At 53.6% G+C, this 19,570-nt stretch carries 23 protein-coding genes; all 23 read left to right on the top strand.

Features of this window, described 5'->3' with window-relative positions:
• Positions 1-44 precede the first annotated feature (44 nt).
• The gene (gene spoIIIAA, locus NSS79_RS23540; RefSeq protein WP_038594938.1) at positions 45-1,046 is read left to right on the top strand and encodes a stage III sporulation protein AA; all 1,002 of its coding nucleotides are present in this window, start codon (positions 45-47) and stop codon (positions 1,044-1,046) included.
• Positions 1,039-1,557 carry a stage III sporulation protein SpoIIIAB gene (spoIIIAB, locus tag NSS79_RS23535; protein WP_038594937.1) on the top strand — a complete coding sequence of 173 codons (519 nt, stop codon included), beginning with the start codon at positions 1,039-1,041 and terminating at the stop codon, positions 1,555-1,557. Before spoIIIAA ends, spoIIIAB begins: the two co-directional genes overlap by 8 nt.
• A 13-nt stretch (positions 1,558-1,570) precedes the next feature.
• On the top strand, positions 1,571-1,774 hold the full coding sequence (gene spoIIIAC, locus NSS79_RS23530; protein ID WP_020426549.1) for a stage III sporulation protein AC: 204 nt from the start codon (positions 1,571-1,573) through the stop codon (positions 1,772-1,774).
• 9 nt (positions 1,775-1,783) lie between these two features.
• Positions 1,784-2,173: a stage III sporulation protein AD gene (spoIIIAD, locus tag NSS79_RS23525; RefSeq protein WP_038594936.1), complete on the top strand. Its 390-nt coding sequence runs from the start codon at positions 1,784-1,786 to the stop codon at positions 2,171-2,173.
• A gap of 48 nt (positions 2,174-2,221) precedes the next feature.
• The gene (gene spoIIIAE / locus NSS79_RS23520; protein ID WP_342436355.1) at positions 2,222-3,487 is read left to right on the top strand and encodes a stage III sporulation protein AE; all 1,266 of its coding nucleotides are present in this window, start codon (positions 2,222-2,224) and stop codon (positions 3,485-3,487) included.
• Positions 3,488-3,583: 96 nt separating this feature from the next.
• Positions 3,584-4,351 (top strand): stage III sporulation protein AF, encoded by a 768-nt coding sequence (spoIIIAF, locus tag NSS79_RS23515; protein WP_342436354.1) that lies wholly within the window; start codon positions 3,584-3,586, stop codon positions 4,349-4,351.
• Positions 4,352-4,408: 57 nt separating this feature from the next.
• Entirely contained in the window at positions 4,409-5,053 is a 645-nt protein-coding gene (gene spoIIIAG / locus NSS79_RS23510; RefSeq protein ID WP_038594934.1) for a stage III sporulation protein AG, read from the top strand.
• Between the two features lie 36 nt (positions 5,054-5,089).
• Complete coding sequence (locus tag NSS79_RS23505) at positions 5,090-5,986, top strand: SpoIIIAH-like family protein (protein ID WP_342436353.1); 897 nt, start codon at positions 5,090-5,092, stop codon at positions 5,984-5,986.
• A gap of 151 nt (positions 5,987-6,137) precedes the next feature.
• On the top strand, positions 6,138-6,647 hold the full coding sequence (accB, locus tag NSS79_RS23500; protein WP_038594932.1) for an acetyl-CoA carboxylase biotin carboxyl carrier protein: 510 nt from the start codon (positions 6,138-6,140) through the stop codon (positions 6,645-6,647).
• A 54-nt stretch (positions 6,648-6,701) separates the two neighbouring features.
• The gene (gene accC / locus NSS79_RS23495) at positions 6,702-8,045 is read left to right on the top strand and encodes an acetyl-CoA carboxylase biotin carboxylase subunit (RefSeq protein ID WP_342436352.1); all 1,344 of its coding nucleotides are present in this window, start codon (positions 6,702-6,704) and stop codon (positions 8,043-8,045) included.
• Between the two features lie 117 nt (positions 8,046-8,162).
• Entirely contained in the window at positions 8,163-8,579 is a 417-nt protein-coding gene (locus NSS79_RS23490; protein WP_038594930.1) for an Asp23/Gls24 family envelope stress response protein, read from the top strand.
• A gap of 74 nt (positions 8,580-8,653) precedes the next feature.
• Positions 8,654-9,193, top strand: a complete 540-nt coding sequence (amaP, locus tag NSS79_RS23485) for an alkaline shock response membrane anchor protein AmaP (RefSeq protein ID WP_076108886.1) — start codon at positions 8,654-8,656, stop codon at positions 9,191-9,193.
• 14 nt (positions 9,194-9,207) lie between these two features.
• A complete protein-coding gene (locus NSS79_RS23480; protein WP_038594928.1) occupies positions 9,208-9,441 on the top strand; it encodes a DUF2273 domain-containing protein in 234 nt (77 codons plus the stop codon).
• A gap of 383 nt (positions 9,442-9,824) precedes the next feature.
• Positions 9,825-10,274, top strand: coding sequence for a transcription antitermination factor NusB (gene nusB / locus NSS79_RS23475; RefSeq protein WP_038594927.1), 450 nt, complete (start codon positions 9,825-9,827; stop codon positions 10,272-10,274).
• A 45-nt stretch (positions 10,275-10,319) separates the two neighbouring features.
• Positions 10,320-11,177: a bifunctional methylenetetrahydrofolate dehydrogenase/methenyltetrahydrofolate cyclohydrolase FolD gene (gene folD, locus NSS79_RS23470; RefSeq protein WP_341094776.1), complete on the top strand. Its 858-nt coding sequence runs from the start codon at positions 10,320-10,322 to the stop codon at positions 11,175-11,177.
• A 10-nt stretch (positions 11,178-11,187) separates the two neighbouring features.
• Positions 11,188-12,573 (top strand): exodeoxyribonuclease VII large subunit, encoded by a 1,386-nt coding sequence (xseA, locus tag NSS79_RS23465; RefSeq protein WP_342436351.1) that lies wholly within the window; start codon positions 11,188-11,190, stop codon positions 12,571-12,573.
• Positions 12,545-12,802, top strand: coding sequence for an exodeoxyribonuclease VII small subunit (gene xseB, locus NSS79_RS23460; RefSeq protein WP_038594924.1), 258 nt, complete (start codon positions 12,545-12,547; stop codon positions 12,800-12,802). Before xseA ends, xseB begins: the two co-directional genes overlap by 29 nt.
• Positions 12,789-13,736: a polyprenyl synthetase family protein gene (locus NSS79_RS23455; RefSeq protein ID WP_342436350.1), complete on the top strand. Its 948-nt coding sequence runs from the start codon at positions 12,789-12,791 to the stop codon at positions 13,734-13,736. The genes xseB and NSS79_RS23455 overlap by 14 nt, the downstream gene beginning before the upstream one ends.
• A 96-nt stretch (positions 13,737-13,832) precedes the next feature.
• Entirely contained in the window at positions 13,833-15,737 is a 1,905-nt protein-coding gene (dxs, locus tag NSS79_RS23450) for a 1-deoxy-D-xylulose-5-phosphate synthase (RefSeq protein WP_342436349.1), read from the top strand.
• 44 nt (positions 15,738-15,781) lie between these two features.
• Positions 15,782-16,654: a TlyA family RNA methyltransferase gene (locus NSS79_RS23445; protein ID WP_342436348.1), complete on the top strand. Its 873-nt coding sequence runs from the start codon at positions 15,782-15,784 to the stop codon at positions 16,652-16,654.
• A 97-nt stretch (positions 16,655-16,751) separates the two neighbouring features.
• Entirely contained in the window at positions 16,752-17,222 is a 471-nt protein-coding gene (locus NSS79_RS23440; protein ID WP_342436347.1) for a hypothetical protein, read from the top strand.
• Between the two features lie 29 nt (positions 17,223-17,251).
• Positions 17,252-17,701 (top strand): transcriptional regulator ArgR, encoded by a 450-nt coding sequence (gene argR, locus NSS79_RS23435; RefSeq protein ID WP_038594921.1) that lies wholly within the window; start codon positions 17,252-17,254, stop codon positions 17,699-17,701.
• A 42-nt stretch (positions 17,702-17,743) separates the two neighbouring features.
• The gene (gene recN / locus NSS79_RS23430; RefSeq protein WP_342436346.1) at positions 17,744-19,471 is read left to right on the top strand and encodes a DNA repair protein RecN; all 1,728 of its coding nucleotides are present in this window, start codon (positions 17,744-17,746) and stop codon (positions 19,469-19,471) included.
• The last annotated feature ends 99 nt before the right edge of the window (positions 19,472-19,570 follow it).

Raw genomic sequence — 19,570 nt, 5'->3', positions numbered from 1 at the left:
GGAATAAAGCTATTAAAGTAGAGGACAACTTGGGGGTACTCTGTATGGCTAACGACTGGCTTTTATTGTTTCCCGAAAAAGTAAGGGCGCTGCTGAGAGGACTTCCTGTTCATTTGCTGGACAAGGTGGAGGAAATCCGGGTCCGCGAAGGGCGTCCGCTGGAGATCAACTATTCCGGCAAATATCATTTCCTCACCGGCGACGGCAGTCTGACCCAAAGACCCGAAGAAGCGTACAAGCCAAGCCGAGAGGACACTCACCGGCTGCTTGACCTGATCAGCAATCATTCGCTCTATACGATGGAAGAAGAACTGCGCAAGGGCTTTATCACCATCCCCGGCGGACATCGCATTGGTCTTTCCGGCCGGACCGTCTTAAGCGGCGGCGGCGTGGAGCACTTGCGGGACATCACTGGCTTCAATGTCCGGATCGCCCGTGAGCTGCCCGGCATTGCCGACGGAATTCTGCCCTACCTGCTGGAAAGGGGGAGGCAGCGGGTCATGCACACGCTGATCCTCTCGCCGCCGCAGCATGGCAAGACTACCCTGCTGCGCGATCTCGCCAGGCAGATCTCGACAGGGAGCCCAAGAGGGCGGGAGGGCAACCGGCCGGGACTGAAAGTCGGCATCGTCGATGAACGTTCGGAAATCGCCGGCAGCCGCCGCGGCATCCCGGCCTTTGACGTGGGTCCGCGTACGGACATCCTCGACGGCTGTCCCAAGGCGGAAGGCATGATGATGATGATCCGCTCCCTGTCGCCCGATGTGCTGATCGCCGATGAAATCGGCCGCCCTGAGGATGCCGAAGCCGTCACCGAAGCGCTGCACGCCGGCATTTCGGTAGTGGCCTCGGCCCACGGCAAGGAAGTGGCCGAGCTGGCCCGGCGGCCCGGCCTTGGCGGATTGCTGGAACATCATATGTTCGAGCGTTACGTCATCCTGCACCGGACGGACGCCGGGCTGTCGTTCCGCATCCTGGACGGGCAGAAACGCGGGCTGCTGCTGGTCTCGCCTGAAGAGCGGCTGGGCGGTGACCGCCATGCTTAAGCTGTTCGGAGCCGTGCTGATCGTGCTGGCAGGTACGCTGGCCGGGTTCAAGCGGGCTGCGCAATATGCTGACAGGCCCCGGCACATCAGAGGCCTTATCGCAGCGCTGCAGCGGCTGGAGACCGAGATTCTGTACGGCTTCACCCCGCTCCCGGAAGCACTGCGCCGGATTGGGCTGCAGTCCAAGGATCCGCTGAGGGCGTTTTTTATGAGAGCGGCTGAAGAGATGAGCCCGCCACATGACCGCAGCGCCGAGGAAGCCATCCAGCGGGCTATGGATGCCCACTTCAAAACCGCCTCCCTGAAGGGAACGGAGCAGGAGATCCTCCGGCAGCTGAGCTGCACGCTCGGCACCAGCGACAGGTCGAATCAAAGCACGCATATCGCGCTGGCTTTGCAGCAATTGAAGCAGGAGGAGACAGTGGCCAGAGAAGATCAGGGCAAATATGAAAAAATGAGCAAAAGCCTGGGTCTGCTGCTTGGAGCATTGATCGTCATTTTGATCTTTTAGCGAGGTGCCAGGAATGAATATTGAAGTCAACGCGATCTTTCAGATTGCCGGCATCGGCATCATCATTGCCATGATTCACACGGTGCTCAAACAGATGGGTAAAGAGGACATTGCCCATTGGGTGACGATAGTCGGGTTCATCATCGTGCTGTTTATGGTGATCCGCATGCTGGACGGACTGCTTCAGGAAATCAAAACGATTTTTCTTTTTCAATAGGCAGGCCTTATGGAAATCATTCAAGTGGTAGGAATAGGGCTCCTGTCAACGGTTCTGATCCTTGTTCTGAAGGAACAAAAGCCTATGTTCGCCTTTCTGCTGACCACTGCGGCAGGCATTCTGATCTTCCTGTTCCTGATCGGCAAGATCGGCACGATTCTGGGCACGCTGGAGCGGGTGGCGGAGTCCTCCGGGATGGAAATGATCTATCTCAAAACCGTGTTTAAAATCATCGGGATTTCCTATATCGCGGAGTTCGGAGCGCAGATTGTGCGGGATGCCGGACAGGAATCCATCGCCTCCAAAATCGAGCTGACCGGCAAGGTGCTGATCATGGTGCTTGCCGTACCGATCATCAGCATTATAATCGAAACGGTGATGAAGCTCCTGCCCGCCTGATCCGTGACCCTTAGTAAAAAAAACCAGAGAAAGGCGGGAGGAAAGGATATGCGTCAACGCAGTATTTTTCGTCCGCCAAAACTAAAAATGCTGCTGCTGCTCCTGCCCTGCCTGCTGTTTCTGTGGTGTGCGGATACCGCCCGGGCTACAGCCGTTGCGCCAACCAATGCGCCAACTACCTCACCAACGTCTTCACCCACCCAGGGAGGAACTTCCTCTCCAGTGGATCAGTGGGTGAAAGGGCAAATGCAAAGTCTGCCGACAGACAAGGTGGAGTCGTACTGGGACCAGCTGATGAAGGATTACGGAGGATTTTTTCCGGACGGGAAGACTCCTTCGCTGATGGATATGCTGCTGCCGGGGGAGAAGGGACTCAGCTTCAAAAGCGTGCTGACCGGACTGACCTCCTACATGTGGCACGAGGTGCTGTACAACGGCAAGCTGCTGGTGACGATCGTTATGGTCAGTGTGCTCAGCATGATTCTGGAGACGCTGCAGACCGCTTTTGAACGGAAATCAGTCAGTAAAATCGCTTATATGCTCTGTTACATGGTTGTGCTGGTCATCGCCGTCAACAGCTTCAATATCGCAATCGGTTATGCCAAGGATGCCATCGACCGGATGATCGATTTCATGATGGCGATGATCCCGCTGCTCTTCGCGCTTCTGGCTTCGATGGGCAACATCGTTACGGTGTCGGTTACCCATCCGCTGATTGTTTTCATGATCCATGCGGTGGGCACGCTCATCCACACCGTCGTGTTCCCGCTGCTGTTCTTCTCGGCGGTGCTGCATCTGGTGAGCGCAATGTCCGAGAAATACAAGCTGACCCAGCTGGCCAATCTGCTGCGCAACATCGGAGCGGGCTTGCTCGGCGTACTGCTGACGGTGTTCCTCGGAGTCATTTCTGTCAGGGGGATCACCAGCTCGGTTACGGACGGTGTGACCATCCGTGCCGCCAAATATATTACGGGGAATTTCGTGCCGGTTATCGGCAAAATGTTCGCGGACGCCACCGATACGGTGATCTCGGCCTCACTGCTGGTGAAGAATGCCATCGGGTTGTCGGGCGTCATTATCATCCTCTTCCTTTGTGCTTTTCCGGCGATCAAAATCCTGGTTCTCGCGCTGATCTACAATGTGGCCGCAGCAGTCATGCAGCCGCTGGGCGAGACACCGATAGTAACCTGCCTGCAGACGATCGGCAAAAGCATGATTTATGTATTCGCGGCGCTGGCCGCCGTATCGCTGATGTTCTTCCTGGCCGTCACGATCATGCTGACGGCCGGCAATGTCACCGTCATGATGAGGTGAATAGGGAACAGCTTCAAAGCGGTTTTTTCTCCGAAGTAAGTAATGTCGAAGCGAGTTCTGCGATGCAGTCCTAAGAAAACTTGTAGGAGGTAGACAATGACCTGGTTGGGCGGATGGCTGCGGGAGCTCATTCTGGTGGTGCTGCTGGCCGCCTTCGTGGAAATGCTGCTTCCGAGCAAGTCGATGGAGCGTTATGCCAGGCTGGTGCTCAGTCTGCTGGTCCTGCTTACTATGCTGAGCCCGATCGTCTCTTTTCTGAAAGGAGATGCTGCAGCAGAGCTGAGTGTGGCGATGGTGCAGCAGGAGAAACACGGCGGTCTTTTGTCCGGTGCAGGAGACGGGGCAGACTCGCTGGAGAAAATCCTGGCGGACGGGCGGATGCTGGCTGCGGGAGCGAAGGAACAAAGTCTGAAGCTGGCCGCCGAAGAGGTGGCTGGGCAGATGAGAGACCAGATTGCCGGCAGCACGGGGGTAGGCGGGGCGAAAGTCACCGTAACACTGGGGATGGGCAAGGCTCCCGGGGAGGGCAGCGGTGAAGAGGTTCCGTTAATCTCTTCGGTGACCGTCTCCCTGCCGGCAGCAGCCGGAGCAGTGGAGGCTGGGGGTACAGGTGCGGAATCAGACAATGGCGCAGGTACAGCAGAGCCGATCATCATCGAGCCGGTGGAACCTGTGCAGGTTAGCCTGGGCGGGGAAGAGGGAGAGGCGGCTGAGGTTGGAACAGAAGCCGGGGCATCGGTTGAAGACAGCTCCAGTGCAAATACCAATGAGGAATTGATCATCAAGCTGCTGGAGCAGAACTGGGATTTAGACCGCGAAGCGATCCATATTCAAGGCGGTAAAAACGGCGCTGAGAAATTATAAATATAGCTCTACCAATAACAATACGGCATACGCCGGTAACCGGAGGAGGGATAAGAAGTGGGCAATTGGCTGAAGAAACTGGAGCAATGGGCAGGGGGCGGGTCCGGCAGTCCGAAAAGGAGTCATACCTTCCGCTGGCTGATTATTTTGGGACTGCTGGGTGCGGCAATCATGCTGTTCAACTCCTTCGTGAACGTGAAAAAGCTGGACAGCGAGAACACTGGAAGAGAACCGCCGGTAAGCGAGAGTTCGCAGGCAACCCTGCAGCAGGGAGAATTGAGCACACCCAATTCATTTGACGGCATTGAGCTGGCAATGGAGAACCGCACGAAAGAAATTCTGGAGAAAATCGTTGGTGTAGGCACGGTCGATATTATGGTCACTGTGGATTCAACTGAAGAAATTGTCGTGGTCCGGGATATGAACGATTCCCAGCAGCAGAGCGAAGAGACCGATGCCAACGGAGGCAAACGGCACACCACACAATACACAAGGGATGGCGAGATCGTCACCTACAGCCAATCGGGCGACGAAACCCCGATTATAACCAAGCGGATAAAACCCCAGGTGCGCGGCGTTCTCGTCGTTGCCAAGGGAGCGGAGAACAAAGTCGTCCGGGGATTGATTGAAGAGGCTGTTGAGAAAGGTCTGAACGTGCCGAGCTACCGCATATCCGTAGTGCCGCGCAAGCAGGAGCAGTGATTGATTACATGCTATAAACTTTGAGGAGGAATAAAAATGAAGGGCAAAAGACAAACGATTTGGTTGGTATCCATGCTCAGCTTAATGGTTGTGCTTTCCGCATACTATTTATTCACAGAGGACTCCGGGGCCTCGGTCCCCCAGGAAACAGCGGGAAGTATTCAAGTGGATAACCTCAAGGAAACTGGCGCGAATTCATCAGTACTGGATAACGGCTTGGTCATCAATGAAGTGGACACAAAGGATGCAGTTACTGCTGATGCCGGAACAACGGGTACAGCGGACGACAACACAGCCGTCACTGCTGATGACAGCACCGATGACAGCACTGTCACTGCGAAAGGTGACAACGATGATACCGCAGTAAAAGATGACAGCACCCTGCCGGCGAATGCCAAAGGTGAAGACGCCGATAAGACAGCGGCCGCAAAGGACGACAAATCAAGCGATTCGAAAACCGCAGCTGCAGATACCTCCGCAGCAGCCGATAAAGATACTGCAGCAGCTTCCACAGAGAAAACTCCAGCCAAGGGCGACGATGAAATTCTGGATGAGGTAGCCTCCCAGAGTGTTTCTGCAAGCAGCCTGTTCAACAACTATCTCTATGAACGCGAGCAGCAGAATCTGAAGAATTACAACGATTTGCTGGCCCTGATCAATGACATGGACAAAACCCCTGCCGAAAACGCAGTTGCCCATGAACAGTTGAACAAGCTTGAAGAAAAAGAAACCAAAATCACCGGAATTGAAGAGCAACTGCAGAAAAAATACGGTGAAGCCATTGTCAAAGAAGAATCCGGAGATGCTTATACCGTGGTGGTGCTGAGCGAGAAGCTGGATGTGAAGCAAGCTGTTGGAATCGTGGATCTCGTGATGAAGGAACTAAGCGTTTCCCAGGACAAGATCAGAGTCCAATATGTCAGCGAGCAATAATCAGCCTGTCGAAAACCAAAGAAAATGCCGAAAGAGCCCGGGCGCGCACCGGGCTCTTTCCATTTCTATCGTTTGTGATATAATACATAAAGTTATCTTGACCGTATCAGAAGAGTGGCTTCGAGAGAAAGCTGAAGGAGTGAACTATTAAATGTTCAAGTTAAGCGAAATTAAGGAATTGATTAAATTGTTGGACCAGACCTCCTCCGTACACGAGTTGGAGATTGAAAGCGAAGGAATGAAGCTGGCTATTCGAAAACCGGATCGCCCTGAAGCTGATGGAACAGCAATACAGGCGACTCCTTATGGCTATCCCTTTACGCAAGCACCGCAGCCGCAAAGTCCGCAGCAAGTTGCACCTACGGCCGTTTATGAGATCCCTGCTGCACAGCAGCCGCCATCTTCACCCGCTGAAGGCGCATTACATAAAATTGTCTCACCGATGGTAGGGACTTTCTATAGTGCCGCTTCACCGGAAACCCCATCTTTTGTTAATGTCGGCGACCGGGTCAGCGAGAAATCAACGGTCTGCATTATTGAAGCGATGAAGCTGATGAATGAGCTGGAGGCTGAAGTGCGCGGAGAGATCGTCTCCGTCCTTGCCGAGAACGGCCAGCTTGTGGAATACGGCCAGCCGCTGTTTCTGGTGAAACCGGAATAAAGCACGCTGAACTTGAGGAGCTTGCAAGCTTCGTTAAACTTTGGGAGGAAACGCATGAACATTCAAAAAGTGTTGATTGCCAACCGCGGCGAAATCGCGGTCCGCATTATCAGGGCCTGCCGTGAACTGGGCATTTCCACCGTGGCGGTCTATTCGGAGCCTGACCGGGATTCACTGCATGTCCGGCTGGCTGACGAAGCTTACTGCATCGGCCCGATGCTGTCGAAGGATAGTTATCTGAATTTTACAAATATTATGAGTGTAGCCACGCTTACTGAATGCGATGCCATTCATCCCGGCTACGGTTTTTTGGCTGAGAATGCCGATTTCGCAGAAATCTGCGGATCCTGCAATATAACCTTCATCGGACCGTCCCCTGACGCGATTACGCGTATGGGCGACAAGGCTGTAGCCAAGGAGACGATGAAGCTGGCTGGCGTGCCGATCATTCCCGGCTCTGACGGGCTGGTGGGCGATGTGGACGAGGCTATTATGCTGGGCCGCGATATCGGCTATCCGATTATCGTAAAGGCTACCGCAGGCGGCGGAGGCAAGGGCATCCGCATTGCCGAGGATGAGGAATCACTCGTGAAGCAGATTACCGCCGCACAGCAGGAAGCACAGAAGGCTTTCGGCAATGCAGGCGTGTACCTGGAGAAATTCCTGACCGGCATGAAGCATGTGGAGATTCAGATTATTGCCGATAACCATGGAAATGTTGTCCATCTAGGCGAACGGGATTGCTCCGTGCAGCGCCGCCGCCAGAAACTGGTGGAGGAAGCTCCATGCTCCGTACTTACGCCGGAGATCCGCGAAGCTATGGGCCAAGCAGCGGTGCGCGCCGCACTGGCGGTCAATTACTCGGGAGCGGGTACGCTGGAGTTTCTGCTGGGTCCGGACGGACAGTTTTATTTCATGGAGATGAATACACGGATTCAGGTTGAACACCCGGTAACGGAGATGGTTACGGGCGTTGACCTGATCAAGGAAATGATTTCTGTGGCTGAAGGGAATCCGCTGTCCTTTACACAGGAAGATATCGTGATTAACGGCTGGTCCATTGAATGCCGTATTAATGCAGAGGATCCGGAGCGTAACTTCATGCCTTCACCGGGCAAGATCGGCTTTTATCTGCCTCCGGGCGGACTGGGTGTACGTGTAGACAGCGCAGCTTATCCGGGTTATACAATCTCACCTTTCTACGACTCGATGATTGCCAAATTGATTGTCTGGGCGCCTACGCGCCAGGAAGCGATTGCGAAGATGAAGCGTGCACTTGCTGAATTTGCCGTGGAAGGCATACATACTACAATTCCTTTCCATCAGAAACTGCTGGAGCACCCGGTATTTCTGGACGGCAATTTCGATATCAAATTCCTCGAAGAGTATGAAATTTAGGACGGCTTCTCATTGTTTGTCATAAACTTCGGCAAATGATATAGTATGTTTAATAAGAGACGTGCTTGGCGCTTGAAATTGTGAACAACTTTTTGATTGAAAGGTGTGAAGTCCAAAATGAGTACATTGCCGACAGAATTCGAACGTACGGAGATCGGTGAGATCCAGATCGCTCCTGAAGTGATCGAGGTTATCGCAGGTTTGGCGACCGTAGAAGTTAAAGGTGTGGCTGGCATGAGCGGCGGCTTTGCCGGAGGAATCGTGGAGCTTCTCGGACGCAAGAACCTGTCCAAGGGCGTTAAGGTAGAGGTTGGCCAACGTGAGGCGGCTGTAGATGTGTCCGTCATTATTGAGTACGGCAACCGTCTCCCTGAAGTGGCTGCAGAAATTCAGCGCAACGTGAAACGTTCCATCGAGACAATGACAGGTCTGACCGTTGTGGAAGTGAATGTGCATATTCATGATGTGCAGTTCAGAAACAACAACACTGCAGACAAGAGTGAAGATACAGATGCGGTTCTCCGCGTGAAATAAGGGCCTGCGTTCTTCCATAAACCCCCGACAGCACCGTCGAGGGTTTACTCTAATTTAAGGAGGTTATGTGACTCGTGGCAAAAATTTTGGACAGACTTCTGCTGTTTCTGTACAGCTTAAGTATCGGAATATTATCAGTAATTGCCATCCTCCTCTTAAGCGGCGCTATTCCGGATACGCTGGAGATTCCGGATGACCCTGCAGCGTATATAACCGCAATAGCCGTGGCTGTTATCCTGTTTTTGCTCAGCATCCGTTTCTTCTACATTTCTTTGCGCCGGGACCGCGCCTCGATGCCTTCGGTGGATCAGCGAACGGAGTATGGGGATATTCAGATCTCTATAGAGACCATTGAGAATCTGAGCCTCAAGGCTGCCGGTAAAGTAAAAGGGATCAGGGATTTGAAATCGCGCATTCGCGTTTCACAAGCCGGTCTTGAAATTATGATCCGTGCAGTGGTGGACGGCGAGCATTCCCTTCCGCTGCTTACAACAGAAGTGCAGCGCCAGGTACATGAATTCGTGCAGGAAACGACCGGGATTCCGGTTGCTGACGTTTCTGTATATATTGCCAACCTTACTCAGTCTCCAAGCTTCAAAAGTCGAGTGGAATAGAGGTGAGTTTCCCTATGTTCTGGAGAGAAGTATGGGAAAGTCACGGGGGTAGAATTGCCGGAGTTACCTTCGGCATCGTTCTCGGATTGATTTATTTGATTAGCGGTTTTTGGGATATGCTGTTCTTTGCACTGGTAGTGTTCATCGGATATACGTTCGGCAAAAGAAAGGATACCGCACAGGGTCCCCTGTTTCAGTGGCAGGAGCTCGTAGCGCGGCTGTCCGGACGCTGGCGTCCCTTCAAGTGAACCGCTATAGTCTTTCTCCCGGAGCTGGAACCCGTTCGTTAGAGTTGCCTGTTTTGCCGGAAGAAGGGCTGTGCGGTTTTTTTTTCTGGAGCAGGGCGGTAACCGGCTGGAACGTTGTGGGGTTTGCCCGCAGCAGTAAGCTCAATTAGCTATGGCTTGAGATTAGGCCACAGGCTTATTTAACTAACGTAAAATGAAGTTTTGCGCTTGTTTAATTGCATTTTGTGCATTTAAAATTGCAGTATTGGTCTTCAAAGCTTATTTAAGGGATAGAATTTGCTTGATTTAGCTTAAAATAATTGTATGAAATGCAACACGACAGACTGGTGTGGAAACATGGCAGTGTAATATAAAATGCGAGATCAGATTGTAGGAGGAAACATATGAAAAGACGTTTAGCGAGAGAGATTATTGTCCAAAGCCTGTACCAGATGGAAATGAATGATGTAGACAGTGCGGAAGCCGTGGAAATGCTGATTGAGGAAGCTTCGGAAGAGAATGAGACTGAACGTGTCATCACAGACGAAATTGAATTGAAGGCGTATGTCGTTATGCACGTGAATGGCGTATGGGAGCATAAGGTTGCGATCGACGATATGCTTGAGCATTATCTTAAAGGCTGGCAGATGAGCCGGCTGTCGCGGGTGGACCGGCAGATTCTGCGCCTGGCCACGTTCGAAATGGTATTTGCCAATGATGTGCCGGCTAAGGTTGCCGTCAATGAGGCGATTGATCTGGCCAAGCACTTCGGTACGGACGATTCCGGCAAGTTCGTCAATGGCGTACTCGGCAAGATGATTCAGGAGATTGATACGCTCAAAGCAGACCTTTAAAGTATTCTATTTACATCTTAATCAGACAAAAGGGGAGAGACTTACATGACAGCAGCAATCATCAGCGGTAAACAGGTATCCGACGAAATTCGTATCGACATTGCCCGGGAAGTTACCGGACTGGCCGAACGCGGCGTGAAGCCCGGTCTTGCTGTCGTTCTTGTCGGTGAAGATGCGGCTTCTCAGGTGTATGTCCGCAATAAAGAGAAATCCAGCACCCAGCTTGGCTTCCATTCGGAAGTCCACAGGCTGGATGCCTCCACTTCCCAGGAAGAGCTTCTGAAGCTGGTGGCAGAGCTGAACAGCCGTGATGATATTGACGGAATTCTGGTTCAGCTGCCGCTTCCGAAGCATATTGAGGAGAAGGCGGTCATTGACGCCATTTCCGTGGAGAAAGATGTTGACGGCTTCCATCCTATCAATGTCGGCAATCTGGTCATCGGCGATGACAGCCTGCTTCCTTGTACGCCTGCAGGAGTCATCGAGCTGATTAAACGTACCGGCACAGAATTGTCAGGCAAACATGCTGTAGTCATCGGGCGCAGCAATATCGTCGGCAAACCGGTCTCACTGCTGCTGCAGCGTGAGAACGCAACGGTAACAATGTGCCATTCGCGCACCGCGAACATCGCTGAGCTTAGCCGCCAGGCAGACATCTTGGTGGTAGCCATCGGCCGGGCCAACTTTATTGACGGATCTTATGTCAAGCCCGGTGCGGTTGTGATTGACGTCGGGATGAACCGTCTGGATAACGGCAAGCTTGCCGGTGATGTCGATTATGAGAGCGCCAAGGAAGTTGCCGGATACATTACACCAGTACCAGGTGGAGTGGGGCCAATGACGATCACCATGCTGATGAGCAACACGCTGATAGCGGCCAAACGCCGCCGCGGCCTGGAATAGGTCAGGGCTCATGGCGGCAGAACGGCAAGTCTACTCCATAAAGGATCTTAACCGTTACATCCGCATGAAGCTTGATTCCGACAACCTGCTGTCCGATGTGTGGATTCGCGGAGAAATCTCGAATTTCACCCATCACGGCAGCGGACATATGTATTTCACGCTGAAGGATGAGAGCAGCCGGATCAAGGCGATAATGTTCGCTTCGCATAACCAGCGCCTGCCCTTTGTCCCGAAGGAAGGCACCAAGGTTATTGCCAGAGGCAATGTAACCGTGTATGAACGGGACGGGCAGTATCAGTTCTATGCTACGCATATGCAGCCTGACGGGATCGGCAGTCTGTACATGGCTTACGAGCAGCTCAAGCGCAAGCTGGAGCAGGAGGGGCTGTTCGCGGCAGCGCGCAAACGGCCGCTGCCGCGGTTCCCGCGCTGTATCGGGGTCGTGACTTCTCCTACAGGCGCGGCGGTCAGGGATATTGTGATTACGCTGCAGCGGCGTTTTCCGCAGGTGGCGGTTGTGCTCTATCCCGTGCTTGTCCAGGGCAAAGGTGCAGGCCCTTCCATTGTGAAGGCCATCGAAACCTTAAATGACATGGGCGAGGCTGACGTGCTGATCGTCGGCCGGGGCGGCGGCTCACTGGAGGAGCTATGGGCCTTCAACGAAGAAGCTGTCGCCCGGGCCATCGCGGCGTCAAACATTCCGGTCATCTCGGCCGTCGGCCACGAGACCGACTTTACGATCGCCGATTTCGCCGCCGATCTGCGGGCGGCGACGCCTACGGCCGCCGCAGAGCTGGCCGTGCCGAGTGCGGCCGAACTGGCCGCGCAGCTGCGCACGGCAGAGCAGCGGCTGCGCCAGGGCCTGCTGCGCCGCTCCCAGCGCGGCGGCGAGCGCCTGGCTTCGCTGCAGCGCTCGCTGGCGCTGGTCGGCCCGCGCCGCCAGCTGGCCCAGCACGCGCAGCGGCTGGATATGCTCCGCACGGCGCTCACGCGCGCAGCGGAGACCCGGAACCGCCGTGCGCGTGAGCGCCAGGCGGTGCTGCACCACAGCCTGCAGCGGTTCCATCCGCTGGGCAGTGTCAGCGCTGCCCGCCAGCAGGCGGAGAGCATGACCCGCCAGCTGGCGGGGGCCATGCAGGCGCGCCTGCAGGACAAGCGCTCGCGGTATGTGTCCGAGCTGCGCCATCTGGATGCGCTCAGCCCGCTCAAGGTTATGTCGCGGGGCTACAGCCTCGTCTACGACGAACAGGAACAGCATTTAATCAAATCGCTTAAGGAAGTCGAGCTTGGCGATGTGGTGAACATAAAGCTCAGTGACGGACAGCTAAGCTGCCAGGTATGGGGAATGAAGGAGGATGGCAAAGACGATGACGAAGGAAGCGGAACTGGATTTTGAAGGAGCAATGGAGCGGCTGGAGGAAATCGTACGTGAGCTTGAGCACGGCGACGTTCCCCTGGAGAAAGCTATAGATTTGTTTCAGCAGGGCATGAAGCTCTCGCAGCTATGCGGCAGCAAGCTGGAACAAGTGGAACGCAAAATTGAGATGATTACCCTGGAGGATGGGGAGCTGCGCAAAAAACCGTTCGGTGCCCGCCTGGAAGGGGATGCCGATGAGCCGCTTTGAGCATGACTTGGAGACAGGCACTGCCGGTAAGGCCCAGCAGCCGCCGCTGAAGGATTACATTGCCGAAGTCTGCGAACTGGTTGGAGCTGAGATGGAGCGGACGCTTCCGGCAGCCTGGACGGTCCCTGTCCATTTGAAGGAAGCGATGGACTATTCGCTGCAGGCCGGAGGCAAGCGCCTCCGCCCGCTGCTCGTCATCGCTGCCTGTGAAGCGCTGGGAGGCAGCCGCGAGGCGGCTCTGCCGGTAGCAGCGGCCATTGAGATGGTGCATACGTATTCGCTGATTCACGATGATTTGCCGGCCATGGATAATGATGATTACCGGCGCGGCCAATTGACGAATCACAAAGTATTTGGTGAAGCGACGGCAATTTTGGCCGGTGATGCGCTTTTGACGCATGCGTTCTACAGCGTGGTACAGGCTTCACGCCGCCATGGCATTCCTGCGGACCAGGTGCTGTCCATCGTGGAGGACCTGGCCGAAATGGCCGGTCCGCGCGGCATGGTCGGCGGCCAGGTTGCCGATATGGAGGGTGAGCAGGGGCTGACTGATCTGGAACAGCTGCAGTACATTCATCTTCATAAGACTGGCGATCTTATCGTTTTCTCGCTGCTGGCGGGCGGACGGATCGCCGGAGCCGATAAGAAGCAGCTGGAGGCGCTCCGTGAGTTCGGCACCCATATCGGTCTGGCTTTTCAGGTGCAGGATGATATTCTGGATCTGGTCGGCGACGAAGGCAAACTCGGCAAAAAAACAGGCAGCGACATCAAGCAGCAAAAGGTGACCTACCCGTATTTCATCGGGCTGGAATCCTCGCGCGAAGAGGTGAAACGCCTAACGGACGCTGCCCGGAGCGCAGTGCTTGAGGGCGGATTTGCCGACAATACACGGCTGCTTGAAATCGCGGGGTATTTAATGGCTCGCGATCATTAGAAAAATTTAGGGAGCGGCTGTGTTACGACAGCCGTTTCGTTTGTGTTATAATGGGTTTTATATATTTTACAACATCTAGGAAAGCGGGGAATACTCGTGCTGCTTCCACAAATAAATGATCCGGAGCAACTTAAATCCTTGTCAACCGAGGAGCTGGCTACCCTTGCGGAGGAAATCCGCCGGTTTCTGATCGAGAAGCTTACTGTAACCGGCGGGCACCTCGGATCCAACCTGGGGGTAGTGGAGCTTACACTGGCTTTGCACTATTGCTATGACAGTCCCCGGGACAAAATGATATATGACGTAGGGCATCAGGCTTATGTGCATAAGATACTGACCGGCCGCCAGGACCGGTTTGATACGCTGCGCAAGCGTGACGGGCTATGCGGCTTTGTAAAGCGTTCTGAAAGCGAGCATGACGTATGGGAAGCCGGGCACAGCAGCACCTCTTTGTCAGCTGCGATGGGCATGGCTATGGCCCGCGATTTGAAGGACGAAGACAACAAGGTAATTGCTGTGATCGGCGATGGCGCGCTCACCGGCGGGATGGCCTTTGAAGCCTTGAACCATATCGGTCATGAGAAACGCAAGCTGATGGTCATCCTGAATGACAACGAAATGTCCATTGCTCCCAACGTCGGGGCGATGCACAATTATTTGAGCAAAATCCGTTCCGACCGCCATTACCTGCGGGCCAAAGATGAAGTTGAAAGATCCCTGAAGAAGATTCCGGCGATCGGCGGCAAGCTGGCCAAGACCGTTGAGAAGATCAAGGACAGTCTTAAATATATGATGGTTCCCGGAGTGCTGTTTGAGGAACTGGGCTTTACCTATCTTGGACCGGTAGACGGGCATGATCTGGAGAAGCTGATTGATACCTTCCATCAGGCGGATAATGTGTCCGGACCTGTTCTGGTGCATGTGCTGACCACTAAGGGCAAAGGTTATAAACCGGCTGAAACCGATTACTATAAATCGCATGCTATTTCTCCTTACAAGATTGAGTCTGGACAGTCCCTAAAGGCTGTGGGCAATCCCATGTACACTGAAGTATTCGGGCAGACACTGATTGAACTAGGTCATGAGGACAAGCGCCTCATTGCTGTTACCCCGGCGATGCCTGGGGGTTCGGGTCTATTCCCGTTTGCCAAGGAATTTCCGGATCGGATGATTGATGTCGGGATCGCCGAGCAGCATGCGGCGACACTTTGTGCGGCACTTGCAATGGAAGGCATGAAGCCGGTATTTGCCGTGTATTCGACCTTTATGCAGCGGGCGTACGATCAGATCGTTCACGATATCTGCCGGCATAACGCCAACGTAATGTTCGCGATTGACCGCGCCGGCTTCGTCGGTGCTGACGGCGAGACGCATCAAGGGGTGTACGACATCGCCTTTATGCGCCATATTCCTAATCTGGTCATGATGATGCCGAAGGATGAGAATGAGCTGCGTCATATGATGAAGACGGCGCTGGAGTACAATGACGGTCCGATTGCCTACCGTTATCCGCGGATTGACGGAACCGGAGTTCAACTGGACGCCGAGCTGCGCAGCCTGCCTATCGGCTCTTGGGAGCGTCTGCGCCCGGGTGACGATTATGCGGTGCTTGCCTGCGGACCAATGGTCCAGGTAGCTGAGGAAGCGGCGGAGATTCTGAAGCGTGAAGGCATCCAGGTAGGCGTAGTGAATGCGCGGTTCCTGAAACCGCTCGACAATTCTATGCTGCTTGAGCTTGCCCATGCCGCAACCAGCATGGTAGTGCTGGAGGAAGCCAGCCAGGCCGGTTCTCTGGGCAGTGCTGTGCTTGAATTTTATGCCGAACATGAAATTTATGATGCCCGCGTTCACTTAATGGGTGTGCCGGATCTGTTTATTGAACACGGCTCGATTAAAGAGCAGCGCCAGGAGACGGGACTTACCGTGGAAGCGCTGTGCGCACGCATTAAGGCAATGAAGGCTTTAAGCAAATATACTTACAAGACGACTTCTACTTCCTGAATGAAGGAAGCTGAACTTGGGAGCCCAATGATCGGGAGATGAACATGGAACACCCTAAAGAACGTATAGATGTACTGTTAGTTGAACAAGGCTTTTATGAAAGCCGCGAGAAGGCCAAGGCTGCCATTATGGCCGGCCTGGTGCTTGCGGATGAAGAACGGATCGAGAAGGCGGGCATGAAGGTATCGCGCGGTGCAACCCTGAAGGTTAAGGGGGCTGTGCATCCTTATGTCAGCCGCGGGGGACTGAAGCTGGAGAAGGCACTCCGCCAGTTTGGTATCGAACTGACCGGGAGAATCATGCTGGATATTGGCGCTTCTACCGGGGGGTTCACCGATTGCGCGCTGCAGAATGGTGCAAGCCATGTCTATGCGATTGATGTCGGTTATAACCAGCTGGATTGGGGTCTGCGCAATGATGAGCGGGTCAGTGTGATGGAACGGACCAACTTCCGCTACATGACGCCGCCTGATCTGATCGGGCCGGTGCCTGATTTTGCAAGCATAGATGTCTCTTTTATCTCGCTCAAAATCATTCTCCCGCCGCTCAAAGCGCTGGTTAACCGCCCTGCGGACATCGCCGCACTCATCAAGCCGCAGTTCGAGGCTGGCCGTGAAAAGGTAGGCAAATCAGGAGTGGTGCGTGACCCGGCCGTTCATAAAGAGGTGCTGGTGAATGTGCTGACCATGGCTTCAGAGCTGGGCTACCGGCTGGAAGGTCTGACATTCTCACCGATTACTGGCGGAGAAGGAAATATCGAATTTCTGGCCCATTGGAAGCTGCTGCCGGAAGCTGTGGAAACAGCATCGGCAGCGGACCCGGGGACTTCGTTTGCAGAGCTTGCTGATGCCGTAATTAAGGAAGCGGCGGCGACATTTACTGCCAATACCACTGGAAACTCATCGAAGAAACGATGAGTTTCTTTTGCTAGTTCAGTAACAAATAACCACGGGCTCAGTACGGCAAGCAGGATTTCAGCGATCCTCAAGCGAATAAATCACCGAGGTGATTGCTTTGGCGAGCTCTGATAAAGTGGTTATGATACTCATTGGAGTGGCGGTATCGATCTTCCTGATTTACCGGATATTTATATGGCTGCAGAGCTCTCCGCGTTCGTTCATCAAGGACCGGCTGCCCCTCAATAAAGACATTCTGCCCCATCCTGCCATAGATTTGCTGGAGGCGGCTGGATATGAGGTGATTGGTGGCAAACTGAAGATTCCGCTATCCTTTCAGGTGGACGGGTCTAATATGTACAGCAGGCTGTTCATTGACTACGTTGCCAGTAAAGAAGAGGACAATTTTTACCTGGTGATTTTATCCCGCCCGCGCAAAGGGCTGGAGTTTACCGGCAGCGGCCTTCGGGATACCCTGCTGCCTTATCTGTTGATTTATCCCGAATGCAGCGGTGTTCTGTATGTTAACACAGCGGCTTCGGCCATACATCTCATCAAACTTGGCAAAGATGATGGGGAATCGAATTAATGTTCATTTTTTAAATACGGGAGGCAATAATGAAGGGACATAGGCATATCAAGATACGTGAAATTATTACACAGAGGGATATTGAAACGCAGGATGATCTGGTGGAGGCACTGCGTGGCGCCGGTTTCCAGGTCACTCAGGCTACGGTATCGCGTGACATCAAGGAACTGCTGCTGATCAAGGTTCCCATGGATGACGGCAGATACAAATATTCTCTTCCGACCGACCAGCGCTACAACCCGATTCAGAAGCTGAAGCGCGTGCTGGTGGACAACTTTGTTCATATTGATTTCTCCGCCAACCTCGTGGTGATGAAATGTCTTCCTGGTACTGCCAATTCAGTAGCGGCTCTGATCGACAATATTGACTGGCCGCAAATTATGGGCACCATTTCCGGTGACGACACTATTCTGATTATTTGCCGTCAGCCGGAGGACAGCAAAGATGTTATTTCGCAAATTATGGGTTATATCTCTTAATTTAAAAAACTTAGTGATCATCTTTTCGGAGGTGTTGTATTCGTGTTAGAAACCTTGTCGATCCGCAATCTTGCCGTTGTTGAAGCGGTAGATGTGCATTTTTATCCCGGTTTTCATGTGCTTACAGGGGAAACCGGGGCAGGTAAATCGATTATTATAGATGCGCTTGGACTTATTGCAGGCGGACGCGGATCAGCGGATTCGATCCGCTACGGCTGTGAGAAGGCAGAAATGGAAGCGTTATTCAGCTTACCCGCCAGCCATCCGGTATGGGAAACCCTAGATCGTCTTGGCATCGGTGCCGACCGGGAGGAGCATCTGGTTATCCGCCGTGAAATCACCTCCCTTGGCAAAAGCACTTCGCGGGTCAACGGGCAAATGGTGAATCTCAGCATGCTGCGTGAGATCGGCGAACAGCTGGTCAATATTCACGGGCAGCATGAGCACCAGAACCTGCTGAAGGCAGATCGTCACCTGGGGTTGCTGGATACATACGGAGATGCCGTGATCGGCCCTCTTAAGGCTGATTATCAAGAGAAATATTCCGCTTTTGCCAAAGTAGAGAAAGAACTGCGGGAGCTTCAGGAATCAAGCCAGAAGGCTTACCAAATGCTCGATTTGTACCGCTTTCAATTAGAGGAAATTTCTTCTGCAGGATTAAAACCCGGAGAAGATGAATTACTTGCTGAAGAAAGGGTCAAACTATCCCACAGCGAGAAAATGATGGATTCCGTATCCGGCGCATACGAGCTGCTGTATGACAGGCAGGGATTGGAATCAATTGGTAACGTGATCTCGAAGCTGGAGGACGCGGTGCGTTATGATGAAAAGGGTCTCCGGGCAGTGCTTGATCAGCTGCAGTCTTCTTATTATCAGCTTGAGGATGCTGCGTTCCAGCTGCGTGACTACCGTGAGGAAATCGAGTTCAATCCGGCCCGGCTGGAGGAAATTGAGAACCGTTTGGATCAGATTATCGGCCTGCGGCGCAAATACGGGGAAAGTGTAGAGCAGATCCTGGCTTATTATGAGCAGATTGAGCGGGAGACCGATCTTCTGGAGAATAAAGACGAATATATAGAGAAGCTGACCGTGAAGCGTGATGGATTGCTGAACGTTCTAATGGAGGCAGCCGGGAAGCTCAGCGTTGCGCGCAGCCAGTGTGCAACAGATCTGTCTACCCAGGTAGAAGGTGAACTGAAGGATCTGCAGATGGAACGGACCTCGCTCCAGGTCAAGCTGGAACCTCTGGAGGACCCCCGGGGTATCGAACATCAGGGGCGGCGTTACCGTCTGACCCGGCAGGGGATCGACGGCGCCGAATTTATGATCTCTCCGAACCCGGGAGAACCGCTGAGACCGCTGGGCAAGATTGCCTCAGGCGGGGAGCTGTCGCGGATTATGCTGGCGATGAAGAGCATATTCGCGCGGACCGATGCGATTCCGGTTCTTATCTTTGATGAAGTGGATACTGGTGTCAGCGGCCGGGCCGCCCAGTCTATAGCGGATAAGCTGTTCAGGTTGTCATCTTCTTGCCAGGTGTTTTCAATTACGCATTTACCGCAGGTGGCCTGCATGGCCGATCATCAGTATTTAATTCGCAAAAAAGTCGAGGACGGACGGACGATGACCGAAGTGGAGTCCCTCTCAGCAGAAGGCCGGGTGATGGAGCTGGCCCGGATGCTGGGCGGTGTGGAAATTACCGAAAAAACATTGCATCACGCACAGGAGATGCTTGGTCTGGCCGAGGCCAGCAAAGCAGCTTTAGGGTAAGCGGGACAATGATTGACAGTAATAAAAGCCTGGGGGCAAGGTTATCTTATAGGTACGCAATTGGCGACCACCTTTTTCGTCAAGCGAAAGAAGCAAAAG

This window comes from Paenibacillus sp. FSL L8-0436 (genome assembly GCF_038593025.1).
Classification (GTDB): domain Bacteria; phylum Bacillota; class Bacilli; order Paenibacillales; family Paenibacillaceae; genus Paenibacillus_AQ.
The sequence above is the reverse complement of the archived record's forward strand: the minus strand, read 5'-3'. Positions and strand labels throughout refer to the sequence as shown.